This window comes from Reyranella sp., from assembly GCF_965279625.1.
GTDB lineage: Bacteria > Pseudomonadota > Alphaproteobacteria > Reyranellales > Reyranellaceae > Reyranella.
Map to the genome: position 1 here is coordinate 571,303 of NZ_OZ257251.1, position 25,139 is coordinate 596,441.

Annotated in this window: 19 protein-coding genes; 10 read left to right on the top strand and 9 right to left on the bottom strand. The window is 66.9% G+C overall.

Features of this window, described 5'->3' with window-relative positions; all coding sequences use genetic code 11:
• The first annotated feature begins 23 nt into the window (after window positions 1-23).
• Window positions 24-2,279 carry a DUF4114 domain-containing protein gene (locus ACQY78_RS02605; RefSeq protein WP_428682463.1) on the top strand — a complete coding sequence of 752 codons (2,256 nt, stop codon included), beginning with the start codon at window positions 24-26 and terminating at the stop codon, window positions 2,277-2,279.
• A gap of 63 nt (window positions 2,280-2,342) precedes the next feature.
• On the top strand, window positions 2,343-3,335 hold the full coding sequence (locus ACQY78_RS02610) for a Bug family tripartite tricarboxylate transporter substrate binding protein (RefSeq protein WP_428682465.1): 993 nt from the start codon (window positions 2,343-2,345) through the stop codon (window positions 3,333-3,335).
• Window positions 3,336-3,433: 98 nt separating this feature from the next.
• Here ACQY78_RS02610 and ACQY78_RS02615 read toward each other — a convergent pair whose 3' ends face one another.
• Window positions 3,434-3,595 (bottom strand): hypothetical protein, encoded by a 162-nt coding sequence (locus ACQY78_RS02615; RefSeq protein WP_428682467.1) that lies wholly within the window; start codon window positions 3,593-3,595, stop codon window positions 3,434-3,436.
• Between the two features lie 196 nt (window positions 3,596-3,791).
• Complete coding sequence (locus tag ACQY78_RS02620) at window positions 3,792-6,431, bottom strand: tetratricopeptide repeat protein (protein ID WP_428682469.1); 2,640 nt, start codon at window positions 6,429-6,431, stop codon at window positions 3,792-3,794.
• Between the two features lie 103 nt (window positions 6,432-6,534).
• Here ACQY78_RS02620 and ACQY78_RS02625 point away from each other — a divergent pair, with 103 nt between their 5' ends.
• Both ACQY78_RS02625 and ACQY78_RS02630 read left to right on the top strand, forming a co-directional pair.
• On the top strand, window positions 6,535-7,530 hold the full coding sequence (locus tag ACQY78_RS02625; protein WP_428682471.1) for a Bug family tripartite tricarboxylate transporter substrate binding protein: 996 nt from the start codon (window positions 6,535-6,537) through the stop codon (window positions 7,528-7,530).
• Between the two features lie 35 nt (window positions 7,531-7,565).
• Entirely contained in the window at window positions 7,566-9,203 is a 1,638-nt protein-coding gene (locus ACQY78_RS02630) for a thiamine pyrophosphate-dependent enzyme (RefSeq protein ID WP_428682473.1), read from the top strand.
• A gap of 45 nt (window positions 9,204-9,248) precedes the next feature.
• On the opposite strand, the gene ACQY78_RS02635 is transcribed toward ACQY78_RS02630, so the two are convergent.
• Window positions 9,249-9,791 (bottom strand): hypothetical protein, encoded by a 543-nt coding sequence (locus tag ACQY78_RS02635; protein WP_428682475.1) that lies wholly within the window; start codon window positions 9,789-9,791, stop codon window positions 9,249-9,251.
• Window positions 9,792-9,806: 15 nt separating this feature from the next.
• Here ACQY78_RS02635 and ACQY78_RS02640 point away from each other — a divergent pair, with 15 nt between their 5' ends.
• Window positions 9,807-10,946, top strand: a complete 1,140-nt coding sequence (locus ACQY78_RS02640; RefSeq protein ID WP_428682477.1) for an alanine racemase — start codon at window positions 9,807-9,809, stop codon at window positions 10,944-10,946.
• A 100-nt stretch (window positions 10,947-11,046) separates the two neighbouring features.
• On the opposite strand, the gene ACQY78_RS02645 is transcribed toward ACQY78_RS02640, so the two are convergent.
• Window positions 11,047-11,814 (bottom strand): SDR family NAD(P)-dependent oxidoreductase, encoded by a 768-nt coding sequence (locus tag ACQY78_RS02645; RefSeq protein WP_428682479.1) that lies wholly within the window; start codon window positions 11,812-11,814, stop codon window positions 11,047-11,049.
• Window positions 11,815-11,873: 59 nt separating this feature from the next.
• On the opposite strand from ACQY78_RS02645, the gene ACQY78_RS02650 reads away from it, so the two are divergent.
• From ACQY78_RS02650 to ACQY78_RS02665, 4 genes are all read left to right on the top strand, one after another.
• Window positions 11,874-12,635: an SDR family NAD(P)-dependent oxidoreductase gene (locus ACQY78_RS02650; protein WP_428682481.1), complete on the top strand. Its 762-nt coding sequence runs from the start codon at window positions 11,874-11,876 to the stop codon at window positions 12,633-12,635.
• A 50-nt stretch (window positions 12,636-12,685) separates the two neighbouring features.
• On the top strand, window positions 12,686-13,831 hold the full coding sequence (locus ACQY78_RS02655; RefSeq protein WP_428682483.1) for a CynX/NimT family MFS transporter: 1,146 nt from the start codon (window positions 12,686-12,688) through the stop codon (window positions 13,829-13,831).
• A complete protein-coding gene (locus ACQY78_RS02660; protein WP_428682485.1) occupies window positions 13,828-14,487 on the top strand; it encodes a DsbA family oxidoreductase in 660 nt (219 codons plus the stop codon). The genes ACQY78_RS02655 and ACQY78_RS02660 overlap by 4 nt, the downstream gene beginning before the upstream one ends.
• 172 nt (window positions 14,488-14,659) lie before the next feature.
• A complete protein-coding gene (locus ACQY78_RS02665) occupies window positions 14,660-15,328 on the top strand; it encodes a TetR family transcriptional regulator (RefSeq protein WP_428682487.1) in 669 nt (222 codons plus the stop codon).
• On the opposite strand, the gene mfd is transcribed toward ACQY78_RS02665, so the two are convergent.
• Complete coding sequence (mfd, locus tag ACQY78_RS02670; RefSeq protein WP_428682489.1) at window positions 15,222-18,719, bottom strand: transcription-repair coupling factor; 3,498 nt, start codon at window positions 18,717-18,719, stop codon at window positions 15,222-15,224. The genes ACQY78_RS02665 and mfd overlap by 107 nt on opposite strands.
• Window positions 18,719-18,988 (bottom strand): succinate dehydrogenase assembly factor 2, encoded by a 270-nt coding sequence (locus ACQY78_RS02675; RefSeq protein WP_428682491.1) that lies wholly within the window; start codon window positions 18,986-18,988, stop codon window positions 18,719-18,721. The genes mfd and ACQY78_RS02675 overlap by 1 nt, the downstream gene beginning before the upstream one ends.
• Window positions 18,989-19,074: 86 nt before the next feature.
• Between ACQY78_RS02675 and recG the strand changes: the two genes are divergently transcribed.
• Window positions 19,075-21,156: an ATP-dependent DNA helicase RecG gene (recG, locus tag ACQY78_RS02680; RefSeq protein ID WP_428686319.1), complete on the top strand. Its 2,082-nt coding sequence runs from the start codon at window positions 19,075-19,077 to the stop codon at window positions 21,154-21,156.
• A gap of 130 nt (window positions 21,157-21,286) precedes the next feature.
• On the opposite strand, the gene ACQY78_RS02685 is transcribed toward recG, so the two are convergent.
• The 3 genes from ACQY78_RS02685 to ACQY78_RS02695 all read right to left on the bottom strand — a co-directional run bounded on the left by ACQY78_RS02685 (window position 21,287) and on the right by ACQY78_RS02695 (window position 25,132).
• Window positions 21,287-23,320 (bottom strand): DUF4139 domain-containing protein, encoded by a 2,034-nt coding sequence (locus ACQY78_RS02685; RefSeq protein WP_428682493.1) that lies wholly within the window; start codon window positions 23,318-23,320, stop codon window positions 21,287-21,289.
• Between the two features lie 187 nt (window positions 23,321-23,507).
• Window positions 23,508-23,915 carry an iron-sulfur cluster assembly scaffold protein gene (locus ACQY78_RS02690; protein ID WP_428682495.1) on the bottom strand — a complete coding sequence of 136 codons (408 nt, stop codon included), beginning with the start codon at window positions 23,913-23,915 and terminating at the stop codon, window positions 23,508-23,510.
• Window positions 23,912-25,132 (bottom strand): aminotransferase class V-fold PLP-dependent enzyme, encoded by a 1,221-nt coding sequence (locus ACQY78_RS02695; RefSeq protein WP_428682497.1) that lies wholly within the window; start codon window positions 25,130-25,132, stop codon window positions 23,912-23,914. The genes ACQY78_RS02690 and ACQY78_RS02695 overlap by 4 nt, the downstream gene beginning before the upstream one ends.
• Window positions 25,133-25,139 lie beyond the last annotated feature (7 nt).

The following is a 25,139-nucleotide window of genomic DNA, read 5'->3' on the forward strand; positions in this document are numbered from 1 at the left end:
TTTGCCCGAGGAGTAGCTTCGACATGGCCAGCGCACCCGACGACGGTCCGGAAGACGACAATGACACGCCGCCGTCCGATCTCACGACGCCCAAGGGAGGCCTGTTCGGCGGCGCCTTCGACTCGAGCGGGATAGACGATCCCAACATCCGCGCCCTCTTGATGGACTATCACTGGGTCACCACCCTAGGCGGCAACACGCCCGCGACCGTCATCAAGTACGCCTTCCCGACCGACGTGACGGATTTCACCGGGGGCGTTCCCGGTGGCTATCCGGACACCGAGCTGCTCGAAAAGTTCGAGGAGGTCAGCGATGAACAGGAGGCCGCAGCCCTTGCCGCAATGAACCTCGTCGCCTCGTACACGAAACTCAAGTTCGAGGAGGCCGATTCGCCGTCGGCCGTCGATGCGACGTTGCGCTTCTCGGGACTCACCGACGGCAGTTCGCAAGCGGCCTTTCCCGCCAACCCCGGCCCCTACTCCTCCCAGGACGCCCGCGAATCCGGCGACAACTGGCTCAGCGCCAATGGCCGGCCGCCCGAGGACTTCTATGGAACGGACCATTTCAACACCATCATGCACGAGATGGGGCACGCGCTCGGCCTGAAGCACGGTCACGATCCGAGTTACAACGGTGCGCTGTCGGCGGATACGAACGACAACGAATTTTCCGTCATGACCTATGCGAGCTATTTCGGCGCCAACACGAGTACGGCGACCGAAGCTCACCTGGGCTCTGCGCCGCAGAGCTACATGATGTACGACATCGCGGCGCTGCAAGCCTATTACGGTGCGAATTTCGACAACGTCGGCACGACATCGCTCTACGAGTGGGACGAGACCACCGGACAGCAGTCCATCAACGGCGACCCGGCGCCGAATACGGGCGTGACGGCGGAGAACAAGATCTTTTCGACCGTCTGGACGCAGGGCGCGCTCGCGACGTACGACCTCAGCAATTTCGACGAAGACCAGAATGACGACCTGCGCCCCGGTCGCTGGCTCACCTTCTCGCGCGAGCAGCTCGCCGACCTGAATTCCGCCCTCGCGCTTCCGAGCCCCGCTCCCTTCATCGCCCAAGGAAACGTCTACAACGCGCTGCAATACGGCGACGACACGCGGTCCCTGATCAGCCACCTGATCGCCGGCAGCGGCAACGACACCATCATAGGCAACGTTCTCGGCAACACGCTGACCGGCAATGACGGCAACGACTTCCTGCAGGGCGAAGCCGGCAACGACACCCTTATCGGCGGGAACGGCAGCGACTTCCTCGACGGCGGTGACGGCAACGACCTGCTCCTGGGTGGCGCCGGGGTCGACCAGCTCCGGGGCGGTCTCGGCAACAACATCCTGCAGGGGGGCGCGGGACGCGATTACATCGAATTCGGCGATGGGAACGCTACGCTGCGCGACACCTGGACGGACATGTCGGGTGACTTGATCAGCGGCTTCGGAACGGGGCACTCGGTCGATGTGCTGCGGTCGCTCGTCGGCCGCTCGAGCCTCGGCATCGAATACGACGACGACTTCACCTCCGCCACGCTCACCGCCGGCGCGAACTCCGTCACGCTTGGTGGCGAATTCAAGAACGGGGAGGTCCTGGCCGGCGACTTCATCGCGGCGGCGCGCGGCATCGGCGCGGACGCGCACACGACGATAACCTACGTGAACTTCCTGCCGACCCTGCAGGAGGGAGTGCGGGTCAACTCTTCGTACATCAACGGCGTCGTGAGCGACGCCTATCTCGAAGGCGACGGCTCCGTCACTTTCGCGCTCGACTTCAAGTCGGCGATCTCGGCCTTCGCCAACGCGTTCGGCTATTACGAAGTAACGGCAAATGGCGCGCTGGGCGACGTCCACATCCTGTATGCCAACACGCTGAACGTGGCGCTGGACACACGAAGCGTGGAACTCACACCCGCGGCGGACACGCGGCTGGGCTTCTTCATGATCCAGGACGGCTACAACCGCTTCGGTGCCCTGCCCGACGATCTGTCGTTCCATGCCCCCGGCTCGGGCGATCCGGCCACGCTCGACGCCGGTCTGCCGCCAGTCCTGTTCAGCGACTCGCGCGGCGCCTTCGACGGAGCCGTGATCTTCCACACCTTCTCGACGCTCAATCCGGGCGACATGGTCCAGGTACTGTCGGGCACGTCACCCGGCGGACTCGAAATGTCGCTGGGCTTCGAGGACCTGCCGTCGGGGTGGGGCGATAACGACTTCCAGGACCTGGTCATCTCCATCCGGACCAACGCCGACGGGTTGCTCGTCGTGTAGGGAGACGTTCTTTCCCGCACCGTGCTAGCCTCCGGGCAAAAGCAAAGTCGGGAAGGAAGCAGGATGCCCCACACGACCCGTCGTCAGGCGCTCGGAGTTCTAGGCTCGTTTGCCGTTTCGGCCGCTTTGCCCGCCGCCGCACAGACGGCGGCGGGATTTCCGTCGAAGACCATCCGGCTGATCGTGCCACATGCGCCGGGCGGCAACTCCGATACGTTTGCGCGAATCCTCGCGCAGAAGCTCGGCGAGCGGATCGGGCAGCAGGTTGTGGTCGAGAACCGCACCGGCGCCGGAGGCACCGTCGGCAGCGCGCTCGTGGCGAAGAGTGCACCCGACGGCTACACGCTGTTGGTTGCCGACAACGGCACCCACGCGATCGCGCCGACGCTCTACGGCTCGAAGCTATCCTACGACGTCTTCAAGGACTTCACCCCGATCATGCTGGCGGCCACCTTCCCCACAGTGATCATGATCCACCCGTCGGTACCGGCACAGACGGCGCAGGAGTTCGTGGCGCTGGTGAAGAGCCAGCCGGGCAAGCTCACCTATTCGTCGGCCGGCACCGGCAACGGCTCTCACCTCACCGTCGAGCTTTTCCGCACCGCCGCGGGCGGGCTCGACATGGTGCACGTGCCCTACAAGGGCGGCGCGCCGGCGGTGCAGGCGCTGCTGTCGGGCGAAGTGCAGCTCACCTCGGTGAGTGCCAACACGGCACTGCCGCATATCGAGTCGGGCAAGGTGCGCGCGCTGGGCGTCGCCTCGTCGAAGCGCTCGCCCGCCCTGCCCGACGTGCCGACTTTCGCCGAGGGCGGCATCGCCTTCGACGGCGACAGCTGGCTCGCCATCATGGGCCCACCCGGCATCCCGGCCGACATTGCGGCCAGACTCAACCGGGAGATCGCGACCACCCTGCGCGAGCCCGAGACGCAGGCACGTCTCGCGAAGATCGGCCTCGAAGTCGTGGCCTCGTCGCAGGCCGGGCTCGCCGAAGTCCTGCAGCGCGACGTGCCCAAATGGGGAAAGGCGGTCAAGGATTCGGGCGCCGTCGCCGATTAGTACCGCCGACACCCCGGCCGCCCTCAGAGACCGCCCCTAGAAGCCGCTGTTCGATATCGAGCCGACAGTCAGGTTCATCGCCGGTTCGCAGCGGAGTGTCAGAACGGACGGACGAAGCGGATAACGGCCCAGATTACCAGCACGATCGTCGCCGCGATCAACCAGACCCGCTGGCGCCGCACCAGCCCGAGCAGGCCGAAGATGACCACGAGGGCGATGGCGATGAGGTCGGTGGACGCGATGTAGTCGTTGAAGAACATGTCGTTTCCCCCTTCAGAATTGGGAGTGCACGCAGTCGCGCCGCTCCTTCTTCCTTCATAGGGCCGAACCAAGGACGGGTTCAATACGGACGATCAGAGGTGGTGCTAAAGCCGGAAGACACCTTGGCATGAAGAGACGCATCCGATGCAAGCGCCGCACCGGTCAGTCGCCTCGTTCAGCGGTCCCAGGCAAGCCTCAGTTCAGCCCGTACTTCGTGAACTCGTTGGAGATGCTGGGCTGGATGCCGCTTGCCGCCGACATGTCGGCGATACCGGCCGGGCTCTCGCCCTTGCGGGACCGTGCGAGGCCGCGCCCATAGAGAGCGCGCGCACGCTGCGGATCGATCTTCAGCGAGGCATCGTACTCGGCGATCGCCTTGTCGTATTCCTTCTGCTTCAGATAGATCAACCCGATATTGTCATGGGCGTAGACGTCGCCAGGGACCATCTTGAGGACCTCTTTGCAGTCGGCAAGCGCCTCATCGAGGCTCGATCCCATCACCGCTCGCGTCAGGCACCGGTTGTTGAGTGCCGGTATCATCTTCGGGTCGAGCGCCAGCGCCTCGTCGTAGTCGGAGGCGGCCTTGGCGTAGTCGCCCTTGTTGAACAGCGCGATGCCGCGGTTGAGGAACAGGTTGGCGTCGCGCGACCTGAGCCTGATCGCGTTGTTCAGATCCTCGATCGCGTTGTCGTATTCGCCGATGCTGCTGTAGAGGTTGGCGCGACTGGCGTAGATGCGCGGATTCTTGAGGTCGATGCGCAGAGCCTGGGTGTAATCCTCGATCGCGCGGACGATATCGCCGCGGAACGCCAGGACCTGCGCTCGATAGTAAAGCGCCGTCGGATTACCCGGCGACAGGCGCAGCGCATTGTCGATATCGGAGAGCGCCTGCGGGTAGTTCTTCTTCAGTCCGTAGGCGAAGCCGCGCTGGACCAGCGCGTTGATGTCGTCGGGGCTGATCAGCAGCGCGGCGTCGAAGTCGGCGATGGCCTCGTCGAGCCTGTCCAAGAAAATCTTCGCCATCCCGCGGTTGATGTAGGCCAGCGGCTCCTTGGGATCGATCGCGATCGACGAAGTATAGTCGTTAATCGCATTTTCGTAGTCGTCGATGCGGTGGTAGGCGGCGCCCCGCTCGAAGAACGCAAACGCCATTCCGGGGGCAAGCTTGATCGCGTAATCGAGATCAGCAACCGCCTCCTTTGCCTTGTCCATCTTCAGGTAAGCCGCACCGCGGCCGAGATAGGCGCGAGGCTCCTTCTCGTTGATTTCCAGCGCAGATTCGAAGTCTTTGACCGAGGCCTCGTATTCCTGCTTGTCGATCAGCGCCATGCCGCGCTGGTAATAGGCGTTGGCCACCTGGTCGGCGGTCTGCGCCACCGCAGGGTCCTTCTTTCCGTCCTTGTCCTTCTGCGTCAGCTTCAGGATGTTGGACGTCTGCAGGCCAAGCCGCACCGCCTCGTTGAAATCGACGATGGCGCGGTCGGGATCGTTCCTCTGGCGCCAAGTAACGCCGCGGTTGATCAGGGCGTTGATTTCCTTCGGATTGAGCTTGAGGGCTTGGTCGAAGTCGGCCACCGCCTCCTCGAACTTGCCCTTCTTCGTGTAGTAGACGATGCCGCGGTTGACGAGCGGGCCGGGATCCCGGGGCGTCAACTCATGGGCAATTGTGTAGTCCTCGAGCGCACTGTCGGAATCGCCGATGCGATGATAGGCGATGCCGCGCTGCATGTGCGCGAAAGCCTGCCCCGGCTTCAGCTTGATGCTCTCGCTGAAGTCGGCAATCGCCTGCTTCACGTCGCTCTTTTGCATATAGGATGCGCCACGGCCGACATAAGGCGCCGGGTCGCGCGGATTGAGGCGAATCGACTCCGAGAAGTCGGCGATCGCCTTGTCGTAGTCGCTCTTGTCGTACCAGGCGAGGCCGCGCTGAAGGTAGGCGAACGCCGCCTGCAACGCCAGACGGTTGGCCTCCTGTTGCGGAGACCTGTCGAGCTGGCCGGTGATGGTGTCGTGCAAGACGGAGAACGACACCGGTTCGATCTTCTCGGGCAGCAGCTTGATCGCCGTGGAGAAGTCGGAGATCGCCTGATTCAGGTCGCCCTTGCGGCGATAGACGATGCCACGATTGGTCCAGGCGCTGATTTCTTTCGGGTTGATCTTGAGCGCCGCGTTGAAGTCGGCGATCGCGCCCTCGTTGTTGTCCTTGCGCAGGTAGAGCACGACGCCGCGATTGATCAGCGGCAGGGTCTCGCGCGGCGCAAGACGGATCGCGTCGCTGTAATCGATGATCGCACGGTCGGCTTCGCCGATCGTCTGATGCACGACGCCGCGCTGCATGTAGAGGTGCGGGTTGAGCGGCTGCGCCATGATGGCATCGTTGTACATGCGGATCGCCGTTCGGAAGTCGGCCCTGGATCGCTTGTCGGCGTCGGGGCCGCTAACCGACATGCCGCGGTGCAGGTAGGCCAGCGCCAGGGGACCACCACTCAAGAGTCCCTTGTTGATGGCTTCCGTGCAGGCTGCGACCTTCGTCGGGGCGTCGGCGCCGGTTACGCCGTAGCAGACGTCCGCCTCCGGCGGTTCGGCCGGCTTCTTTGCCGCCGCTGGCGGTTGCTGCGGCTGGCTCTGCGATGGCGTCGTCTTCGCGGGAGGCGGCGCGACAGGCTTCGGCTGAGCCGCAGCGGAAGTCACGACGACGGCACACACCGCCGCCATCACGGCGCCGCGTGCGACGAGGCGCAAGGCGGCCCCACGCTTAAAACCCCACATGACCGTCCCTCTTGCAAGTGCGTATGGCCCCACAGCCATTCGCACCCGACAGGCGAAAATCCCCAATGTCAGGACTTCTCTGCCATTCGCGCGGCGGTTTCAAGACCACCCCATCGACGCCGACGGCCTTTTTTGGCACCGTCCCGGCGTCAATCAAGGGAGGAAACCAATGATGACACTCAAGATGCGTCCGATCGGGCGCCGCACCGTCGTGGGCGGACTAGCCGCAGCGACTCTCGCCGCCCCGGCAATCGTTTCCGCCCAGGGGACCTATCCGAACAAGCCCATCCGCTATATCAACCCTTTTCCGGCCGGCGGTGGCACCGACACCCTCTCCCGGATCTTCTGCGCCAAGATGACGGAACTGACTGGCCAGCAGTGGATCGTCGAGAACAAGGGTGGCTCCGGCGGTAATGTCGGCATGGACGCGCTGGCCCAGTCGGCGCCCGATGGCTACACGCTGGGCCTCGGTGGCATCTCAAGCCATGCCATCTCACCTTCGCTCTACGCCAAGCTGCCCTTCAACGCGAAGACCGACTTCACTTTCGTCACCACGATCTGGGAACTTCCCAACCTGCTCGTGGTCAATCTCGACCTGCCGGCGAAGTCGGTCCCGGAACTGATCGAATTGCTGCGCAAGAACCCGGGCAAGTATTCCTACGGCTCGGCCGGGTCGGGTACGACGCTCCATCTATCGGGAGAGCTGTTCAAGATCATGGCCAAGGTCGACATGGTGCATGTCCCCTATCGCGGAGGCGCGCCGGCAATGCAGGACCTGCTGGCCGGACAGATCAACATGATGTTCGACAACATTCCCAGTGCACTGGGCCAGGCGCGGTCCGGCAAGGTGCGCGCCCTCGCCGTTACCTCCGCGAAGCGCTCCCCGGTCCTGCCGGACGTGCCAACCATCGCGGAAACCCTGCCGGGCTTTGACATCAGCTCCTGGACCACCCTTACCGGCCCCGCGAAGCTGCCGCCCGACATCGTCACGCGGCTGTCGGAGGTGTCGAAGAAGGCGCTTGAGAGCGAGGATCTCAAGGCCAAGTTCCTCGAACATGCCTCGGTCGCGATCTGGCGCACGCCGGCCGACACCCTGGCCTATCGCGACGCCGAGGAGGCTCGCCTCGCGCCGATCATCAAGGCCTCCGGCGCCCGCGTCGACTAGCGCGCGCAAACCCGCGGGCGTGTACACTGAGGGCCATGCAGACCCTCAACACCGCCCAGACCGTCCTGTCGATGCTGGAAGTGAACGGCATCGACACCCTGTTCTGTCTCCCCGGCGTTCAGAACGATCCGTTCTTCGACGCGCTCTACGACCGCACCAACGCCCTCCGGCCCATCCATGCGCGCCACGAGCAGGCCTGCGCCTACATGGCGTTGGGCTATGCGATGGCGACCGGGAAGCCCTCGGCCTACGTCGTGGTGCCGGGCCCCGGCTTCCTCAACACCACGGCCGCACTGGCGACGGCCTACGCGGTCAATGCGCCGGTACTGGCGCTGACGGGCCAGATCCAGCAGTCGATGATCGGCCGCAATGTCGGCCTGTTGCACGAATTGCCCGACCAGCTCGCCATCATGCGCGGCCTCACCAAGTGGGCCGACCGCATCCCCTCGCCTACGGCAGCGCCGGGCCTGGTGAACGAGGCCTTCCGCCGTCTACTCTCAGGCCGCCGCCGCCCGGTCGCGCTCGAATGCGCCATGGACACCTGGGCGCGGCGCGCACCGGTCGAGCTGATCGGCTCGGCGGCCACGGCAGATCCCTGCCCGGTCGACGAGGAAGCCGTCGAACGCGCCGCAAAGCTCCTGGGTGACGCCGAGCATCCCATGATCGTGGTGGGCGGCGGCGCGCAGGGCGCGGGCGAATACGTTCAGCGCATTGCCGAGCTGCTGGACGCGCCGGTGATGACCGGCCGCATGGGCCAGGGCGTGATCGACGGACGCCATCGCCTCTCGATCACCGCGCCGGCCGGCTACCGCTTCTGGGGCGAGGCCGACGTGGTGCTCGCGGTCGGCACGCGCCTGCAGCCGCAGCAGCAGAACTGGGGCCTCGACGATACGCTGAAGATCGTTCGTATCGACGCCGACAGCGAGGAACTCGACCGTCATCGCAAGCCCGAGATCGGCATCGTCGGCGACGCCACGGCGACCCTGAAGCTGCTGGCCGAGTACTTGGAAAAGCATGCGCGCAAGCACAGCGGCCGGGCCGAGCATGTCGCCGGGATCAAGGCGGCGGCCACCAGGAAGATCCACGAGACGCTGGCGCCGCAGATCGCCTACCTCGAAGCGATGCGCAAGGCACTGCCGGACGACGGCATCCTGGTCGATGAGCTGACACAGATGGGCTATGCGGCCCGCTTCGCCTGGCCGACCTACAAGCCGCGCACCTTCCTGTCGCCCGGCTACCAGGGCACTCTGGGCTGGGGCTACGCCACCGCGCTGGGCGCCAAGGTCGCCCGGCCTGATACGGCAGTCCTGTCGATCAGCGGCGACGGCGGCTTCATGTTCACCGCCATGGAGATGGCTACGGCGGCCCAGCACGGGATCGGCGTCGTGGCCGTCGTGTTCAGCGACGGCGCCTTCGGCAATGTGCGGCGCATCCAGCAGCAGTCCTTCAACAACCGCACCATCGCCACCGATCTGCGCAACCCCGACTTCGTGAAGCTGGCCGAGAGCTTCGGCGTCGATGCGGTACGCGTCGGCTCGCCCGACGAGCTGGGCGCCGCCATTTCGCGCGGCATCGCCAAGGGCGCCCCCCTCCTGATCGACTGCCCCGTCGGCCAGTTCCCCGACCCGTGGCCGCTGGTTACCCTGCCGCGGATCAGGCCACGGAAGGGCTGAAAGTCTCACTGGAGCGCGCCACCCCAGTGGCGCGCTCCAGTGAGGCTAGACGATCCCGCCGTTCGCCCTGATCTCAGCAAGCAGCTTCTTGGCGTGTGCCTGGTCGGCGATGCGCTTCGACGTGAAGCGCGGGTCGAGGGCGGGCGCGATCATCAGGAGCTGCTTCGCGAGGAAGTCCGGCAGCGGCGGCGGCTCGCTCTGCTCCTCCGGCATCTCGACTTCGGCCATCGCGAAGTAGGTCGAGCCGTCGTCGCGCTTGAAGAAATCGACGTCCCAGTGATATCGGCCCTCGGGCCACGAATAGCGGACCTTTAGCAGCGTCTCCTTGCGCTGGGTCCACAGCCGCGCGAAGTCGATGGCGCTGAGGCCCGTCTCGATCTCGACAACCTGGCCGTTGATCGTGCGTTTGTAGGTGAAGACGTGGTCGGTCTTGCCGTCGCCTTCGAGCGAGCGGATGCGCAGGCCCGGTGCGTCGAGATAGGCCTGTCGCAGCAGGTGACGCGCAACACCCGGCATGGCGCCAAGCTCCGCTTCCAGGCCCGTGGCCTGCTCGTTCAGGACAAACTTGCGCTCGTTTTCGATCGGCATGCTAGAATCGTCACCATGGCTACACAGACAATCGACGACCTGCCGACTCCCGCGCTCATTCTCGACCGGGCGATCCTGCGCCGCAACCTCAAGCGCATGAGCGAGCGCCTGCGTCATGCAGGCGTCATGCTGCGCCCGCACCTCAAGACCGCGAAGTCGGTCGAGATCGGCCGCATGGCCGTCGAGGGCCATGACGGCCGGATCACGGTCTCGACCCTGGCCGAGGCACGCTACTTCGCCGACGGCGGCTTCAAGGACATCCTCTACGGCGTCGGCGTCATACCGTCCAAGCTCGGCACCGTGACTGAGCTCCGCCGGCGCGGCGTGAACCTGCGCGTAGTCACCGACAATCTTTCGGTCGCCAAGGCCATCGCCGCGGCGGCAACGGACGGCGATACCTTTTCGGTGTTCATCGAGATCGACAGCGGCGGCGGCCGCGCGGGGCTACCTTACCCCGCTTTGCCCGGCCTGCTCGACATTGCTCGCGTCCTGCACGAAGCGCCTGGCGTCGACCTCGCGGGTGTCATGACCCATGCCGGCCACTCCTATCACCAGAGCACACCCGACGGCATCGCGGGCGTCGCCGAGCAGGAGCGCCTCGCCATCGTGACCGCGGCCGAAAAGCTGCGCGAAGCCGGCATTCCCTGCCCCATCGTCTCGGGTGGTTCGACACCGACGGCGATCCATTCGCGCGACTTCACCGGCATCACCGAGATGCGGCCGGGCGTCTATGTCTTCAACGACCTCGACCAGGAATATATCGGCGCCTGCTGCGCCGGAGACATTGCGCTCTCCGTTCTGGCCTCGGTGATCGGTCACTATCCGCACCGCAACCAGCTGCTGGTCGATGCCGGCGCACTGGCGCTCTCCAAGGACATCAGCGCGCAGGAGTTCCAGCCCAAGGTCGGCTACGGCACCATCGCCGATCCGCCCGCCGTCGGCATGGCCGTGATCGAGTGTTCGCAGGAACACGGCTTCGTCGCCGCCGACGATCCGCTGCCCTACGGCAACCTGCCGGTCGGCGCGCGCGTCCGCATCCTGCCCAACCACGCCTGCATCACCGCGGCCGCCTACGACCGCTACTACGTCGTCGACAGCGACCTCGATGGCGGCCGGTCCGTGGTCGACGTCTACGACCGCATCAACGGGTGGTGATCTTCCATAGCCATCCTGAGCGAGCCGAAGGATCTCGCGTTGGCCAGGGTTCCTTCGAACGGACGGCCAGGTCCTTCGCTTCGCTCAGGACGACCTGTAGCTACAACGAACTCACCGTGTGGCCGCCGTCGACGGTGATGATGCTGCCGGTCATGAATGCGCCCGCTTCCGACGCGAGCAGCAGCAGCGCGCCGTCGAGATGCTCCGGCTGGCCGATGCGGCGCTGCGGAATGCGGTCGATCAGGCGTTGGCCGCCGGGCGTCTTCCAGAAATCGCCGTTCATCTCGGTCTCGATGTAGCCGGGGCAGATCGCGTTGACGCGGATCTGGTAGCGCGCCCACTCCATGGCGAGCGCCCGCGTGAGATGGATAAGTCCCGCCTTCGAGGCATTGTAGGGCGCCACCTGGCCGATCGTGCGCAGGCCCAGGATCGAGGCGATGTTGACGATAGAGCCCGGACGCTTGGCCGCCACCCAGCGCTTGCCCGCGGTCTGCGTCATCAGCCAGGCGCCGCGCAGGTTGGTGTCGACGACCGAATCCCAGTCGGCTTCGGGCATGTCGAGCGCCGGCTTCACGATCGAGATACCGGCATTGTTCACCAGGATGTCGACCGGTCCCAGCGTGGCTTCGACCTTGTCGAAGGCCGCGGCGATCGACTCCGCCGACTGCACGTCGAGATCGACGGCCAGTGCCTTGGCGCCGCCCTGCTGCAGTTCCGCCTGCAGAGAGGCCAGCCGGTCGGCACGCCGCGCCGCGATCGCCACCGAAGCGCCCGCTCCGGCCAGCGTGCGCGCGAAGTGAACGCCGAGGCCCGACGAGGCGCCGGTAACCAGGGCCACTTTGCCGCTAAGGTCGAATCGCTTGGACATGCCGGACGCTCCACTGTTTCATGCCGGCCTTATAGGCGAGCGACCCGTTTGGAGGAAACATGGACCTCGGTCTCAAAGGCAAGCGCGTGATGGTGACCGGCGGCACCAAGAGCATCGGCCGCGCCATCGTCGACACCTTCCTGGCCGAAGGCGCTGTCGTCGGCTTCTGCGCCCGCGATGCGGCTCTGGTGAAGGAGCGCGAGGCGGAATGGCAGGCACAGCAGGGCCGCGCCACCGGAACGGCGCTCGACGTCACCGACAATGGCGCGCTCAAGGCCTGGATCGACGGCTTCGCGGCCGCGGGCGGCATCGATCATTTCGTCGCCAATGTGAGCGCCCTCGGCACCGACAACACGGTCGAGGGCTGGCGCAAGGCGATCGAGGTCGACCTGGTCGCCACGGTCAACGCCGTGCTGAACGTCCGGCCCCATCTCGAAGCGCGCGGCCACGGCGCCACCCTCACCATCATCGGCACGACCTCGTTGGTCGAGGTCGCGGGCCCGACCCAACCCTACCGTTCGGTGAAGGCGGCGCTGGTGCCCATGGTCAAGTCGATGGCGATCGAGCTGGCGCCCAAGGGCGTGCGCGTGAACATGGTCTCGCCGGGCACGATCCTCGAGGACGGCAACACCTGGGGCCGCCAGCGCGACGCCGCCAGCGAACGCTACAAGCGCTCGCTGGCGCGCAATCCGACAGGCCGCATGGGCACGCCGCAGGAAGTGGCCAACGCCGTCGTGTTCCTGTCCGGCGCGCCCGCCTCGTTCATCACTGGCATCAACATGGTGGTCGACGGCGCCATCACTTCGCGGGTGCAGTACTGACGCCAACCCGTACGCCGTGGCCGCTGGCCGCCCTGCTGGTCGCGGCTGGCATGGTCGCGGCCTTCCAGGTCGGCAAGGCGCCACCCGCCCTCCCCTCGATCCGCGCGGATCTCGGCGCGACCCTCGAGCAGGCGGGCTGGCTATTGTCGGTCATCAACCTGATGACGGCGCTGGGCGGCATGGCGATCGCGCTGACGGCCGATCGCGTCGGTCACCGGCGGCTTGCGATCTTCGGCACGCTGCTGGCCGGTGCGGCAAGCTTCGCCGGCGCCTTCGCGCCGAATGTCGAAGCGCTGCTGATCGGCCGCGTCCTCGAAGGGCTCGGGTTCATCACGGTCGTCGTGGCCGTGCCGACCCTGCTGCTGCGAATTACGCGCCCCAGTGACCAGCGCCTCGCGATGGCGATCTGGAGCACCTATATGCCTGCGGGCTCCGGCACGATGATGGTGATCGCGGCCATCGTCTTGCCCGGCACCTCCTGGCGGACCGTCTGGCTGGTCGCGGCCGGGGCGGCCGCGCTGATGGCTCTCGCGCTCTTCCTGCGCGCCGTCCCGCGACGCGAGCTCGACCCCTTGCCGGTTGCGCGCCGTCCGGTCCTCGCGGAGATGAAGGAAGTCGCCACCAGCGGCGGCCCGCTCGCCATCGCGCTCTGTTTCGGCGCCTATGCCTGCTGCTGGTTCGCCATCATCGGCTTCCTGCCCACGCTCCTGATCGAACGGCTGGGCTATTCCACCTCGACGGCCGCCATCGTCACGGCCGCGGTCGCCATCCTGAACGTGACCGGCAATCTCGGGGCCGGCTGGCTGCTGCACCGCCGCGTGCCGCGGGTCACGGTGATCGTGGGCGCCACCCTGTCGATGAGCCTGTGCGCCGCCGGCATCTTCGTGAACGGCGTGCCGGACCTCGCGCGGCTGGTACTGGCCGGCCTCTATTCGGCGGTGATCGGCGTCGTGCCGGGTGCGCTATTCACCGCCATTCCGATCCATGCGCCGCGACGCGAACTGGCCGGCGCCTCGACTGGCCTGCTGATGCAGGGCTCCAACATCGGCGGGCTTCTCGGGCCCCCGATCACCGGCGCCCTGGTGGCCTGGGGCGGCTGGCCCAGCGCCGCCTGGCTGACCACGGTCGCCCTGGCGGTGGCAGCCGCTGCCGGCCTCTTCCTGCACTGGCTGGAAAGGCATAAAGTCGGCCCATGATCTACGTCGACATCGTCTCCGATACGATCTGTCCCTGGTGCTACATCGGCAAGCGCCGCTTCGAGCGCGCGCTGGAGCAGAGCGGCCGCACCGACGTCGCCGTCGCCTGGCGCCCGTTCCAGCTCAATCCCGACATGCCGGCCGAGGGCATGACGCGGGACGACTATGTCCGCGCCAAGTTCGGCGGCGGCGACCGGCCGCGCCAGATCTACCAGGCGATCGCCGAGAGCGGCCGTGAGGCCGGCATCGACTTCCAGTTCTCGCGCATCAAGCGCACGCCCAACACCGTGCTGTCGCATCGCCTCGTGCACTGGAGCGCCCGCAGCGAGCGTCAGGACGAGGTCGTGGCCGAACTGTTCAAGGCCTATTTCGAGGAAGGTCTCGACATCGGCGACCTCGACACACTGGTCGAATGCGCCGTCCGCGCCGGCATCGAGGAAGACCTTACCCGCGCCTTCCTTGCGGGTGACGAAGGCCGCCAGGAAGTCGTCGCCTCCGACGTCTACGCCCGCCGCCTTGGCATCAACGGCGTGCCCTGCTTCATCGTGAACCGCAAATACGCCGTCTCCGGCGCCCAGCCGCCGCCCGCCTTCGTCGAGGTCTTCAACCTCGCCGAACGCGATGCCGCCACCAGCGCGGCGCAGTCGACAGCCTAAGCAACCTCCTCTTTTCTTTGCCGGGGGCGCGCCACTGCGCGCGGGGTAATCCCCCGCGCTGAAGTGGCGCGTCTTTTTTTGGCGCCCACATGATCGCGCCACTGCAGCGGCGCGCTCCCAGCGTATGACCTTTCGTATGTCAATCAACATATGATATGATAATCGACATACCATGACCATCAGCGCCACCCGAAAGGCCGCCATCCGGGCCGAGATCGTCGAGCACGCGGCGCGGCTGTTCCGGTTGCGCGGCCATGCCGGTACCAACATCGACGACATCATGCTGGCGGCCGGGCTGACGCGCGGCGCTTTCTATGCGCATTTCACCTCGAAGGACGCTCTGTTCGCCGAGATCGTCAGGATGGGACACGGGCTTCTGCCCCGGCTGCGCGCGGCCGAAAAGGCCAGCTCCGTGCTCGACGAGTATCTCGATAGGGAAAACCTGGCCGCTACCGCACAGAACTGCGCCCTCGCCTCGCTCGCGGGCGACGTGGCGCGCGCGCCGCTGGCGGCGCGGCTCGCTTACGCCAACGTGCTCCATGGCGTGATTGCCGAACTGGCGCGCGGAAAGAAGCGCTCGCTCGATGCCGATGCGACGGCCGTGGCCATCCTTGCGGTCGGCGCCGTCACCCTGGCGCGCGCCTCGGGCGATCCTCGGCTCAGCGACTGGCTGTTGCGCTGCGCCCGGCGTGCGGCCAAGTCGCTCATGAAGCCGAAGCCGAAGAAGCCGCCGCTTAAGCGGCGAGCTTCGCCAGCGAAGAAACGATCGACGTCACGCCCGAAAGCCGCTGCCGCTCTTCCTTCCAGACGCGCTGCACGATCACGCGGTGGTCCGGCCTGAGTTTCACCAACGGCGCATTCTTCTGGATCCAGCCGATCAGGCGGTCGGGCCGCTCGAACTTGTTGTCGTGGAAGCTGAAGACCACGGCCTTCTCGCCGGCATCGATCTTCTCGACATGGGCGGCGCGGCACAGCAGCTTGAGCGACACGGTGTTCAGCAGGAACTCTGCCTCAACGGGCATGCGCCCGAACCGGTCGACCAGCTCGGCGGCAAAGGAATCGATCTCGCCCTGGTTGGTGAGGCCGCCCAGGCGCCGGTAGAGGCCCATGCGGACCGAGAGGTCGGGCACGTATTCCTCGGGGATCAGCACCGGGATGCCGAGATTGATCTGGGGCGACCATTCCGACTTCTCGGCTTCCTGCGAGCGACCGCGTGCTACCGCCACCGCCTCTTCCAGGAGCTGCTGGTAGAGCTCGATGCCGACTTCGCGGATATGGCCCGACTGCTCGTCGCCCAGGAGATTGCCGGCGCCGCGGATGTCGAGATCGTGGCTCGCGAGCTGGAAGCCCGCACCCAGCGTGTCGAGGGTCTGCATCACCTCGAGCCGCTTGGCCGCCGACTCGTTCAGCGCCCGCCCCGGCGGCACCGTAAGATAGGCATAGGCCCGCGTCTTGCCGCGCCCGACCCGGCCGCGCAGCTGGTAGAGCTGGGCCAGTCCAAACATGTCGGCACGATGGATGATCATCGTGTTGGCGTTGCGGATATCGAGTCCGCTTTCCACGATGTTCGTCGAGAGCAGCACGTCGAACTTGCCCTCGACGAAATCCTGCATCGTGTTCTCGATGGTGGTCGGCGACAGCTTGCCGTGCGCCATGCCGAGCCTGATCTCGGGCACCAACTCGCGGATCTCCGCGGCGACCGACGCCAGGTCCTCGACCCTCGGACAGACATAGAAGGTCTGCCCGCCGCGATACTGCTCGCGCAGCAGTGCCTCGCGGATCGTGACGCCGTCGAACGGCGTGATGAAGGTGCGGACGGCCAGGCGATCGACCGGCGGCGTGGCGATCAGGCTCATGTCGCGCACGCCGGTCAGCGCGAGCTGCAAGGTGCGCGGGATCGGCGTCGCCGTCAGCGTCAGCACATGGACGTCGGCGCGCAGCTCCTTCAGCCGCTCCTTGTGGCCGACGCCGAAATGCTGCTCCTCGTCCACGATCAGCAGGCCCAGATCCTTGAACTCGATGCTCTTGGCCAGCAGCGCATGTGTGCCGCAGACGATGTTGACGGTGCCGTCCTTCAGCCCTTCCTTGGTGGACTTGGCTTCCTTGGCCGTGACCAGGCGCGACAGGCGGCCGATGTTGACCGGCATACCCTGGAAGCGCTCGACGAAGGTGCGGTGATGCTGGCGGGCCAGAAGGGTCGTCGGGCCGATCACCGCCACCTGCTTGCCCGACATCGCCGCGACGAAGGCCGCGCGCAGCGCCACTTCGGTCTTGCCGAAGCCGACATCGCCGCAGACCAGCCGGTCCATCGGCTTGCCCGAGGACAGATCGTCCATCACGTCGGAGATCGCCTGCAGCTGGTCGTCGGTCTCGGCATAGGGGAAGCGCGCGCAGAATTCCTCGTAGAGGCCCTCGGGCGGGCTGAGCGTCTCGCCGCGCCGGACCGCGCGCTCGGCGGCGATCTGGATCAGGCGGTCGGCCATGTCGGCGATACGCTGCTTCAGCCGGGCCTTGCGCGACTGCCAGGCGACCCCGCCCAGACGGTCGAGCACGGCGCCCTCCTCGCCCGCGCCGTAGCGGCTCAGCACGTCGATGTTCTCGACCGGCACGAAGAGCTTGTCGCCGCCTTCATAGGTGAGCCGTAGGCAGTCGTGGCGCGCGTGATGGATCTCCAGCGTCACGAGCCCCTCGTAACGCCCGACGCCATGCTCGCGATGCACCACGAGATCGCCGTCGCTCAACGCCGAGGCCTCGGCAATGAAGCGCTCCGACGGGCGGCGCTTCTTGGCCGGCCGCGACAGGCGATCGCCGAGAATGTCCTCCTCGCCGATCACCTCCAGCCCGTCGAGCACGAACCCGTGCTCCAGCGGCCAGATCACGACGGCGACGACGCCGGCCGGCAGGGCCTGGACCATGGCGAAGTCGGCGGCGAGCACCGGCGTGGTGGCGCCATGCTCCTGCAGCAGGTGCTGCAGGCGGGTCGTCGATCCGTCGGTGTAGCCCGCGACCACGATGCGACGGCCGGCGTCGTTGGCCGCCTTCACATGCTCCGCCACCTTGTCGAACAGGTTTACGCCCTGCGCCGTGCGCGCCTGGGCGAAGCCCTCGTGGCGGCGGCCACTGAGATCGATCGTGTTGACCGCGCCGGGCGCCGAATCGAAGCTCGAGAACTTGGCGACGGGACGGCCGTCGAGCAGCCGCTCCCACTCGGAGGGCTTCAGATAGAGCCGGTCGGGCGGCAGCGGCTTGTAATCCGCGCCGCCGGTCATGCCGCCCTTGGCGCCGGTCTTCTGGCGGGCGTCGTAGTAGTCGGCGATCAGCTCGTAGCGCGCGCCGAAGGCTTCCGCGGCCTCGTGATCGGCCGTGACGACCGCGCCGGGACAGTAATCGAGCAGCGTCTCCATGTGATCGTGGAATAGCGGCAACCAGTGTTCGACACCGACATGGCGCTGGCCGGCTGAGACCGCTTCGTAGAGCAGGTCGTCACCCGAGACGTTGCCGAACAGCTCGCGATAGCCGCTGCGGAAACGCTCGATGCTCTGGGGTGTCAGCAGGACTTCGCTAACCGGCAGCAGCACAACCTCGTCTCGCGTGCCGGTCGAAAGCTGGCTCATCGGATCGAAGGAGCGGATGGCCTCCAGCGTGTCGCCGAACAGGTCGAGCCGCAGGGGCTCCTTGGTGCCCGGCGGGAAGAGATCGAACAGGCCGCCGCGCACGGCGAACTCGCCCGGCTCCATCACCGTCTCCGACCGGCCATAGCCGTTCTCGCCCAGGAACTTGGTCAGCCAGCCCACGTCGACCGTCTGCCCCTTCCGCAGGATCGTCGCCGCCTCGCTATAGAGGCTCCTGGGCGGCACGCGCTGCAGCGCGGCGCCGACCGAGGCGAGGATGATCCGCGCCGGTGCGCCGGGCGCCTTCGGCGCGGCCAGCCGGCTCAGCGTCTCCAGACGCTCGGCCACGATGTCGGCATGTGGCGACATGCGATCGTAGGGCAGGCAATCCCACGCAGGGAACACCAGCACCTCACGATCGGGGCTGAAGAAGCGGAGACCGTCCTGCAGGCGCTCGAGCCTCTGACCGTCGCGCGCCACGTGCAGAATGTCCACGCCGCCGGTCGCGCGTGCCAGCTCTGCCAGCACGAGGGCATCGGCGCCTTCCGGCAGCCCGGCGAGGGTCCATTTGACGGCCTTGCGCGGGATGGCCGCCAGCGCGCTGACGAACGGCAGAGACACTAGAACCTCACGCGAAACGCCAGCAGCTTGCGCACCACGACCGAATCCTGGTCTGGCGGAACCTCCACCTTGCCGGAGACCCAGTCATAGATGTCGTTGTCGCCGACCGAGAGCAGCCGCTCATACTGGTCGAGCTCGGCGGCGCCGAATTCCCCGAGGTGCGCGCGCGCGAACTGCCCAAGGAGGATGTCGTTCTCCTTGTTGCCGCGATAGGTGCTGCGGTAGAGCAGGCGCTTCCGCCGCGTCTCCAGATCCGTCTCGCCAACCATGTTTTCCCCAGTCCCGGACCCAAAAGGGGCGTAGCATATAGGCGGCGGCGATGGCGAAGTCACGCAGCCCCCCGATCCAGCCAACGATGCGCCCGCAAGCCCTCACCCCCCTCTTTGCCCATGTCACGTCGCTCCCCGGAATCGGGCCACGGCTGGGCACCCTCGTGGAGAAACTTGCAGGCAAGCTGGTCGTCGACCTGCTCTGGCACCTGCCCATCGCCGTGATCGACCGCCGGAACGCGCCCGACGTGGCCCAGGCGCGCGGCGGCGAGGTCGCGACCCTGACGGTCAATGTCGATGAACACATGGTCCCGCACAGTCCGCGCCAGCCCTACAAGATCTGGTGCAGCGAGGAGAGCGGCCGGATCTGCCTCACCTACTTCAACGGTCGCGAGGACTATCTCAAGAAGCTGCTGCCGCCGGGCGAGACCCGGGTGGTGAGCGGCAAGGTCGAAATCTACCAGGGCGAGGTGCAGATGACGCACCCCGACCATGTCGTCCCCCTGACAGAGCGCGAGGGGATCCTGCGGGTCGAGCCCCTCTATGGCCTGACGGCCGGGCTCACCCAGAGGCCGGTGCAGAAGGCCATTGCGGCCGCCGTCGAGCGGGCGCCGGGACTCCCTGAATGGCAGGACCCCGCCTTTCACCGGAAACAGGGCTGGAGCGACTGGAAGACCGCCGTTGCGCGTGTCCACGCGCCCGAAGAGCTGGGCGATCTCTCGCCGTCGCACCCTGCCCGCGCGCGCCTGGCCTTCGACGAGCTGCTGGCCAGCCAGCTCGCCATCGCGCTGGTGCGCCATCACAATCGCACCCTGGCCGGTCACGCGACAAAGGGCGACGGCCGCCTGCGCGAGGCCGCCCTCGCCACGCTGGGCTTCGAGCTGACCGCCAGCCAGACCCAGGCCATCGCCGAGATCGCCGAAGACCTGGCCAAGGAAGAGCGCATGGTGCGGCTGCTGCAGGGCGATGTCGGCAGCGGCAAAACCTTGGTGGCCCTGCTCGCCATGCTGATCTGCGTCGAGGCCGGCGCGCAGGCCGCGATGATGGCGCCGACCGAGCTTCTGGCGCGCCAGCATTTCGCGACCATCGCGCCTCTTGCCGAAGCGGCGGGCGTGAAGATCGCGCTTCTGACCGGCCGTGATGGCCAGCGCCAGAAGAAGCAAACCTTGCAGGGCCTGGCCGACGGCACGATCCAGCTCGTGGTCGGCACGCACGCGCTGGTGCAGGAGGATGTCGAATTCGCCGACCTTGCGCTCGCCGTGGTCGACGAGCAGCACCGGTTCGGCGTCCATCAGCGTATGGCGCTGTCGTCGAAGGGCCATGCCGTCGACCTGCTCGTCATGACCGCGACGCCGATTCCGCGCACGCTGATGCTCGCCGCCTACGGCGATCTCGACGTTTCCAAGCTCACGGAAAAGCCCAAGGGGCGCCAACCGATCGACACGCGCACCATCCCGCTCGAGCGACTCGGCGAGGTCGCTCAGGGCATCGGACGGCAGATCGCGGCCGGCGCGCGCGTCTACTGGGTCTGCCCGCTGATCGAGGAATCCGAGGAAATCGACCTCGCCAACGTGACCGAGCGCTTCCAGCTGTTGAACGACCGCTTCCCCGGAAAGGTCGGCCTGCTGCATGGCCGGCTGAAAGGGGCCGAGCGCGAGGCCACGATGGCCGCCTTCGCCGATGGCCGCCTGTCGATCCTCGTGGCCACCACCGTGATCGAGGTCGGCGTCGACGTGCCGGCCGCCACGGTGATGGTGATCGAACATGCCGAGCGCTTTGGGCTGGCCCAGCTCCACCAGCTGCGCGGCCGGGTGGGACGCGGCAGCGCCAAGTCGACCTGCCTGCTGCTCTACGCAATGCCGCTCGGCGAGACCGCCAAGTCGCGCCTGGCGATCATGCGCGAGACCGAGGACGGCTTCCGCATCGCCGAGGAGGATCTGAAGCTGCGCGGCGCCGGTGAGCTTTTGGGCACGCGCCAGAGCGGCCTACCGGACATGCGATTGGCCGACCTCGCGGTTCACAACGAGCTGCTCGAAGCCGCCCGCGACGATGCCCGGCTGGTGATCGCCCGCGATCCCGACCTGCAGACCGAGCGCGGCACGGCGCTGCGCGCCCTCCTCTACCTGTTCCGCCGCGATGACGCGGTCAGGACGCTGCGCGCGGGGTGATCAGCTCAAGGGTCCCTCGCTACGCTCGGGATGACAGCGGTTTCTGCATCGACGCACTGCGCCAACGCCAGCGATATTGTCATCCCGAACGAAGTGAGGGACCTTTCGCTTAGCCGAAAGCCCCGAACGCCTACCCGAGCTGACTCACATAAGTGCGCAGCGCGGCACGGGCCTCTTCGGCTACCTTCTCGGCCTCGGCGCGGCGACTGGCGAGCGCCTCCAGATCGGTCTCCTGCTTGTCGAGCGTCGCGAGATAGCGGCGCTGGAGATCGCTGTTGGCCGGCACGCGCGCCAGGTTCTCACGCAGACGGGCCTGTTCCTGGACGATCGCCTGACGTTCGGCATCGACCTGCTGGACCTTGCGCTGGCCTTCCGCCGCGGCCTGCTGGAGCTGCAGCACGCGGGTGAGCTGCTCGCGCGTCTTCGCGTCGAACTCGCGCGCCTGAGCATAGACGCGGATCTGCTCGGCGGCGCTTTCGACCAGCCGGATTTCCTGCTGCTGCGTCTGCTCCTGCACCACCTCGAAGGTCTGTGTCTGATCGCCGCCCGGAAGCTGGAACGGGATGCGATAGTTACCTTCGCTGAGCTCGACGTCCTTCGCCTCCGGCTTGGTCAAGGTCCAGCCCGGCAGGCGCCGTTGCACGACGACGAGCTGGCGAGGCTCCTTGGCCGGGCCACGCACGCGATAGACCGTCGTCTGGCGCACGACCCGCGACAGGCGGAGCGCACCGTTGGCGATGGTGCCCGATGCCACCCGATCGGTCTGCGCCACGTCGCGCTCGATGATGATCTTCTCGTCGAGCGCATAGGCCAGCAGGCGCGTCTCGCCGAGCGGGAAGCCCGAGAGGCGCGCGTCGCCGACATAGGAGACGTAGCCTCCCTTGTCGCGCTCATAGAGGGTGATGATGCCCGGCGGCAGGCCTGACTCGCCATCGTTGGTCAGGCGGATCGCGGCCAGCGGGTTGCGCGCGGCGGTGTCGGCCTGATAGAGCGCGAGCCGCGCCGCCGGTACCTGGCGATCGACGATCGGGATCGACAGGGTGCGGCCGTTCTCGACGCTGACGGCGCGCGGGAACTTGAAGATCACCTGCGTGGCGGCATCGCTCGCCTCGATCTGTTCGGCAGCCGCGGCCATCTCGGCAGGCGGCGGCGGAGGCGGCGCCATGGCAGGCGCCCCGACCGAACGCTCCTGCTGCGCGCGATACGGCGCGGGCGCCGGCATCGGCGGCGAGGATTTGGCACGCTGCTGGTCGGCTGTGACGCCGCCGCGATCGATGCCCGGCATCAGGCGACCGGCGATCTCGACCGGCACTTCGGGACGGGTCACGTAATAGGCGTTGTAGAGGGCCTGGTGGAACGCCACCGGCCTGCCCGATACGAGAGTCAGTTCGACGTCCTTCCAGTCCTGGCCGCTCAGATTCTCGACGACGGCCCAGCCCTGCAGGCCTGAGCGAGCGGCGGCCGGGTCCGCGCCGAGGGTCAGGCGGTAGGAGGCCTTCCAAACCGGCGCCTCGACGATGTAGGCGACGCGCACCGTGCGCTTGCCCTGCCCGCGCATCGAGAGGTCGATGGTGCGCGCGTCCTTGGCTCGGTTGCCCTGGATGGCGACCAGCGCCTGACCGACCTTGTCGCGCAAGGCGGCATCGGTGAACTGCAGGTTCTCGGCATCTTCAAGAATGAACTGCTGCAGGCCACGATCGGTGTAGAGCGTGACCCGCGTGCGCTTCACCATGCCCTTGTTGTCGGGCAGCGCGACGCTGTCCTCCTCAACCGACACGATGCGGCCGGAGATCGAGCGGCTGCCGCCGACCGTGACCTGTGCGCCCTTCAGGGTCTGCAGGAGCTCGGCCGGCGAACCCAGCGAATTCTGGTCGAACGGAAGATCCTTGAACGCCTGCGCCAGCGGTTCGCGCCCCGGCAGGCTCAGTCCGCCCACGCTGCCCTTGTCGTCATAAACGACGAGGCTCTTCAGCACGTCGTCGACCTGACCCAGCGACACGGTGAGCTTCAAGGTCGCGTCGCCTTCGACGCTCGCCTCGTACTCGAAGTAGCCGAGCCCGCCGGACGACAGCATGACCCTCTTAAGCGCGAGGTCCTGGGCAAAGGCGAAGCTTGGGAACGCAAGAAGACCCACCAGGGCCACGACGTTCAACAAAATGCGCATGGTCTCTCCCGGTCGATGCTCGCGCACCGTGACCAGCGACTGTGACACGAACGCGGCGGCGGCGCGACGAAACTACGGGGTGGCACTGAGCATTCTTGTCATCCTGAGCGCAGCGAAGGATCTCGCGCCAGCAACACAGCGCTTCGGTCGCTCTGTCAGGTCCTTCGCTGCACTAGGACGACATGACCTAGGAAAGCGCGTCCTTCAGGGCTTCCAATGGCAGCAACACGCACTCCTGTCGCGACTTGTGCGCGGCGACGGGGGCGAAGGCGTCGAACGGCTCGTGCGTCTCGCCGGGCTCCCGGCCCAGCGCACGGTCGGCGTCATGGCGCAGCTCGGCGATGCCGGCGGCGTCGCGGCCGATGGCGACGGCGGAGAGCGCGGAGGCCGAGGCCTGGCACAGGAGACAGCCGCGCACCTGGTGGCCGATCTCGGCAATGCGCCCTTCTCCGTCGAGGCGCACGTCGAGGATGACGCGATCGCCACAGAGCGGGTTGTCGCGTCGCGCCGTCCTGGTTGGGTTCTCGAGCTTTCCCGCACCGGTCTTCGTCTTGGCGAGCGCGACGATCCGCTCCTGGTAGATCTGGTCGCTCATCGCAGCGTCTTCGCGGCGTGCGCGACGCCGGCCAGCAGGGCGTCGATGTCGCTGTTGTCATTGTACGGCGCCATCGAGACGCGCGTCGTGCCGTCGAGGTCGAAACGGTCCATCAGCGGCTGCGCGCAGTGATGGCCGGCGCGCACGGCGACGCCGAACGAATCGAGCGTCTGCGCCACGTCGTGCGGGTGAACACCGTCCAGCATGAACGACACGACCGGGTAGCGGTTCTGCAGGCTCGACGGCCCGAAGAGCTGCGTGCCGTCGATCTTCTGCAGGCCATCCATCAGGCGTTGCACCAGCGCCATCTCATGATCGTGTGCCCCCGCCCAGTCGAGCGCCTGCATCCAGGCGCAGGCGGCGCCAAGGCCGATCGCCGGACCGATCGGAGGCGTCCCCGCCTCGAAGCGGCGTGGCGACGGCGCCCACGTGGTCTCGGCGAGTGTCACTCGCCCGATCATCGAACCGCCGCCCATGAATGGCGGCATGGCGTCCATCAGTTCGGGTCGGCCCCACAGTGCGCCGATGCCGTTTGGCCCGTAGGCCTTGTGGCCGGCGAAGGCGTAGAAATCGATGCCGAGCGACGGCAGGTCGAGCGGCCCGTGCGGCGCGCGCTGGGCGCCGTCGAGCATGACCTTCGCTCCGACCGACTGGGCGGCTTCGACGACGGCGCGCACGTCGAGCAGCGCGCCCGTGACGTTCGAGACATGCGCCAGCGAGACCAGCTTTGTCCTGGGCGTCAGCAGGCGCGGCAGCGCGGTGAGATCGATGCGGCCGTCGGTCGTGACGGGCAGCATGTCGAGTTCGATGCCCGAACGCGACCGCAGCAGCTGCCACGGCACGATGTTGGAATGGTGCTCGAGCTCCGACAGCAGGATGCGATCACCGGGCTTCAGCAACGCGCCGTAGGAATAGGCCACGAGATTGATCGCCGCCGTGCAGCCACCCGTGAAGACGATCTCCATGGTTGGGACGCCGAGGAACGACGCGACCTGGGCGCGCGCGTTCTCGTAGGACTCTGTGGCGCGTTCGGCCAGCCGATGCACGCCGCGCAGCACGTTGGCGCGGCCGGTCGTCTCATATTTTCGCACCGCGTCGATCACAGTGAGCGGCGTCTGGGCCGAGGCGCCATTGTCGAGATAGTGGACGGGCAGCCCGTCAATGATCTCGGAGAGGATCGGAAACTGGCCGCGGACGGCGGCGACATCGAAGCTCATGCCACAA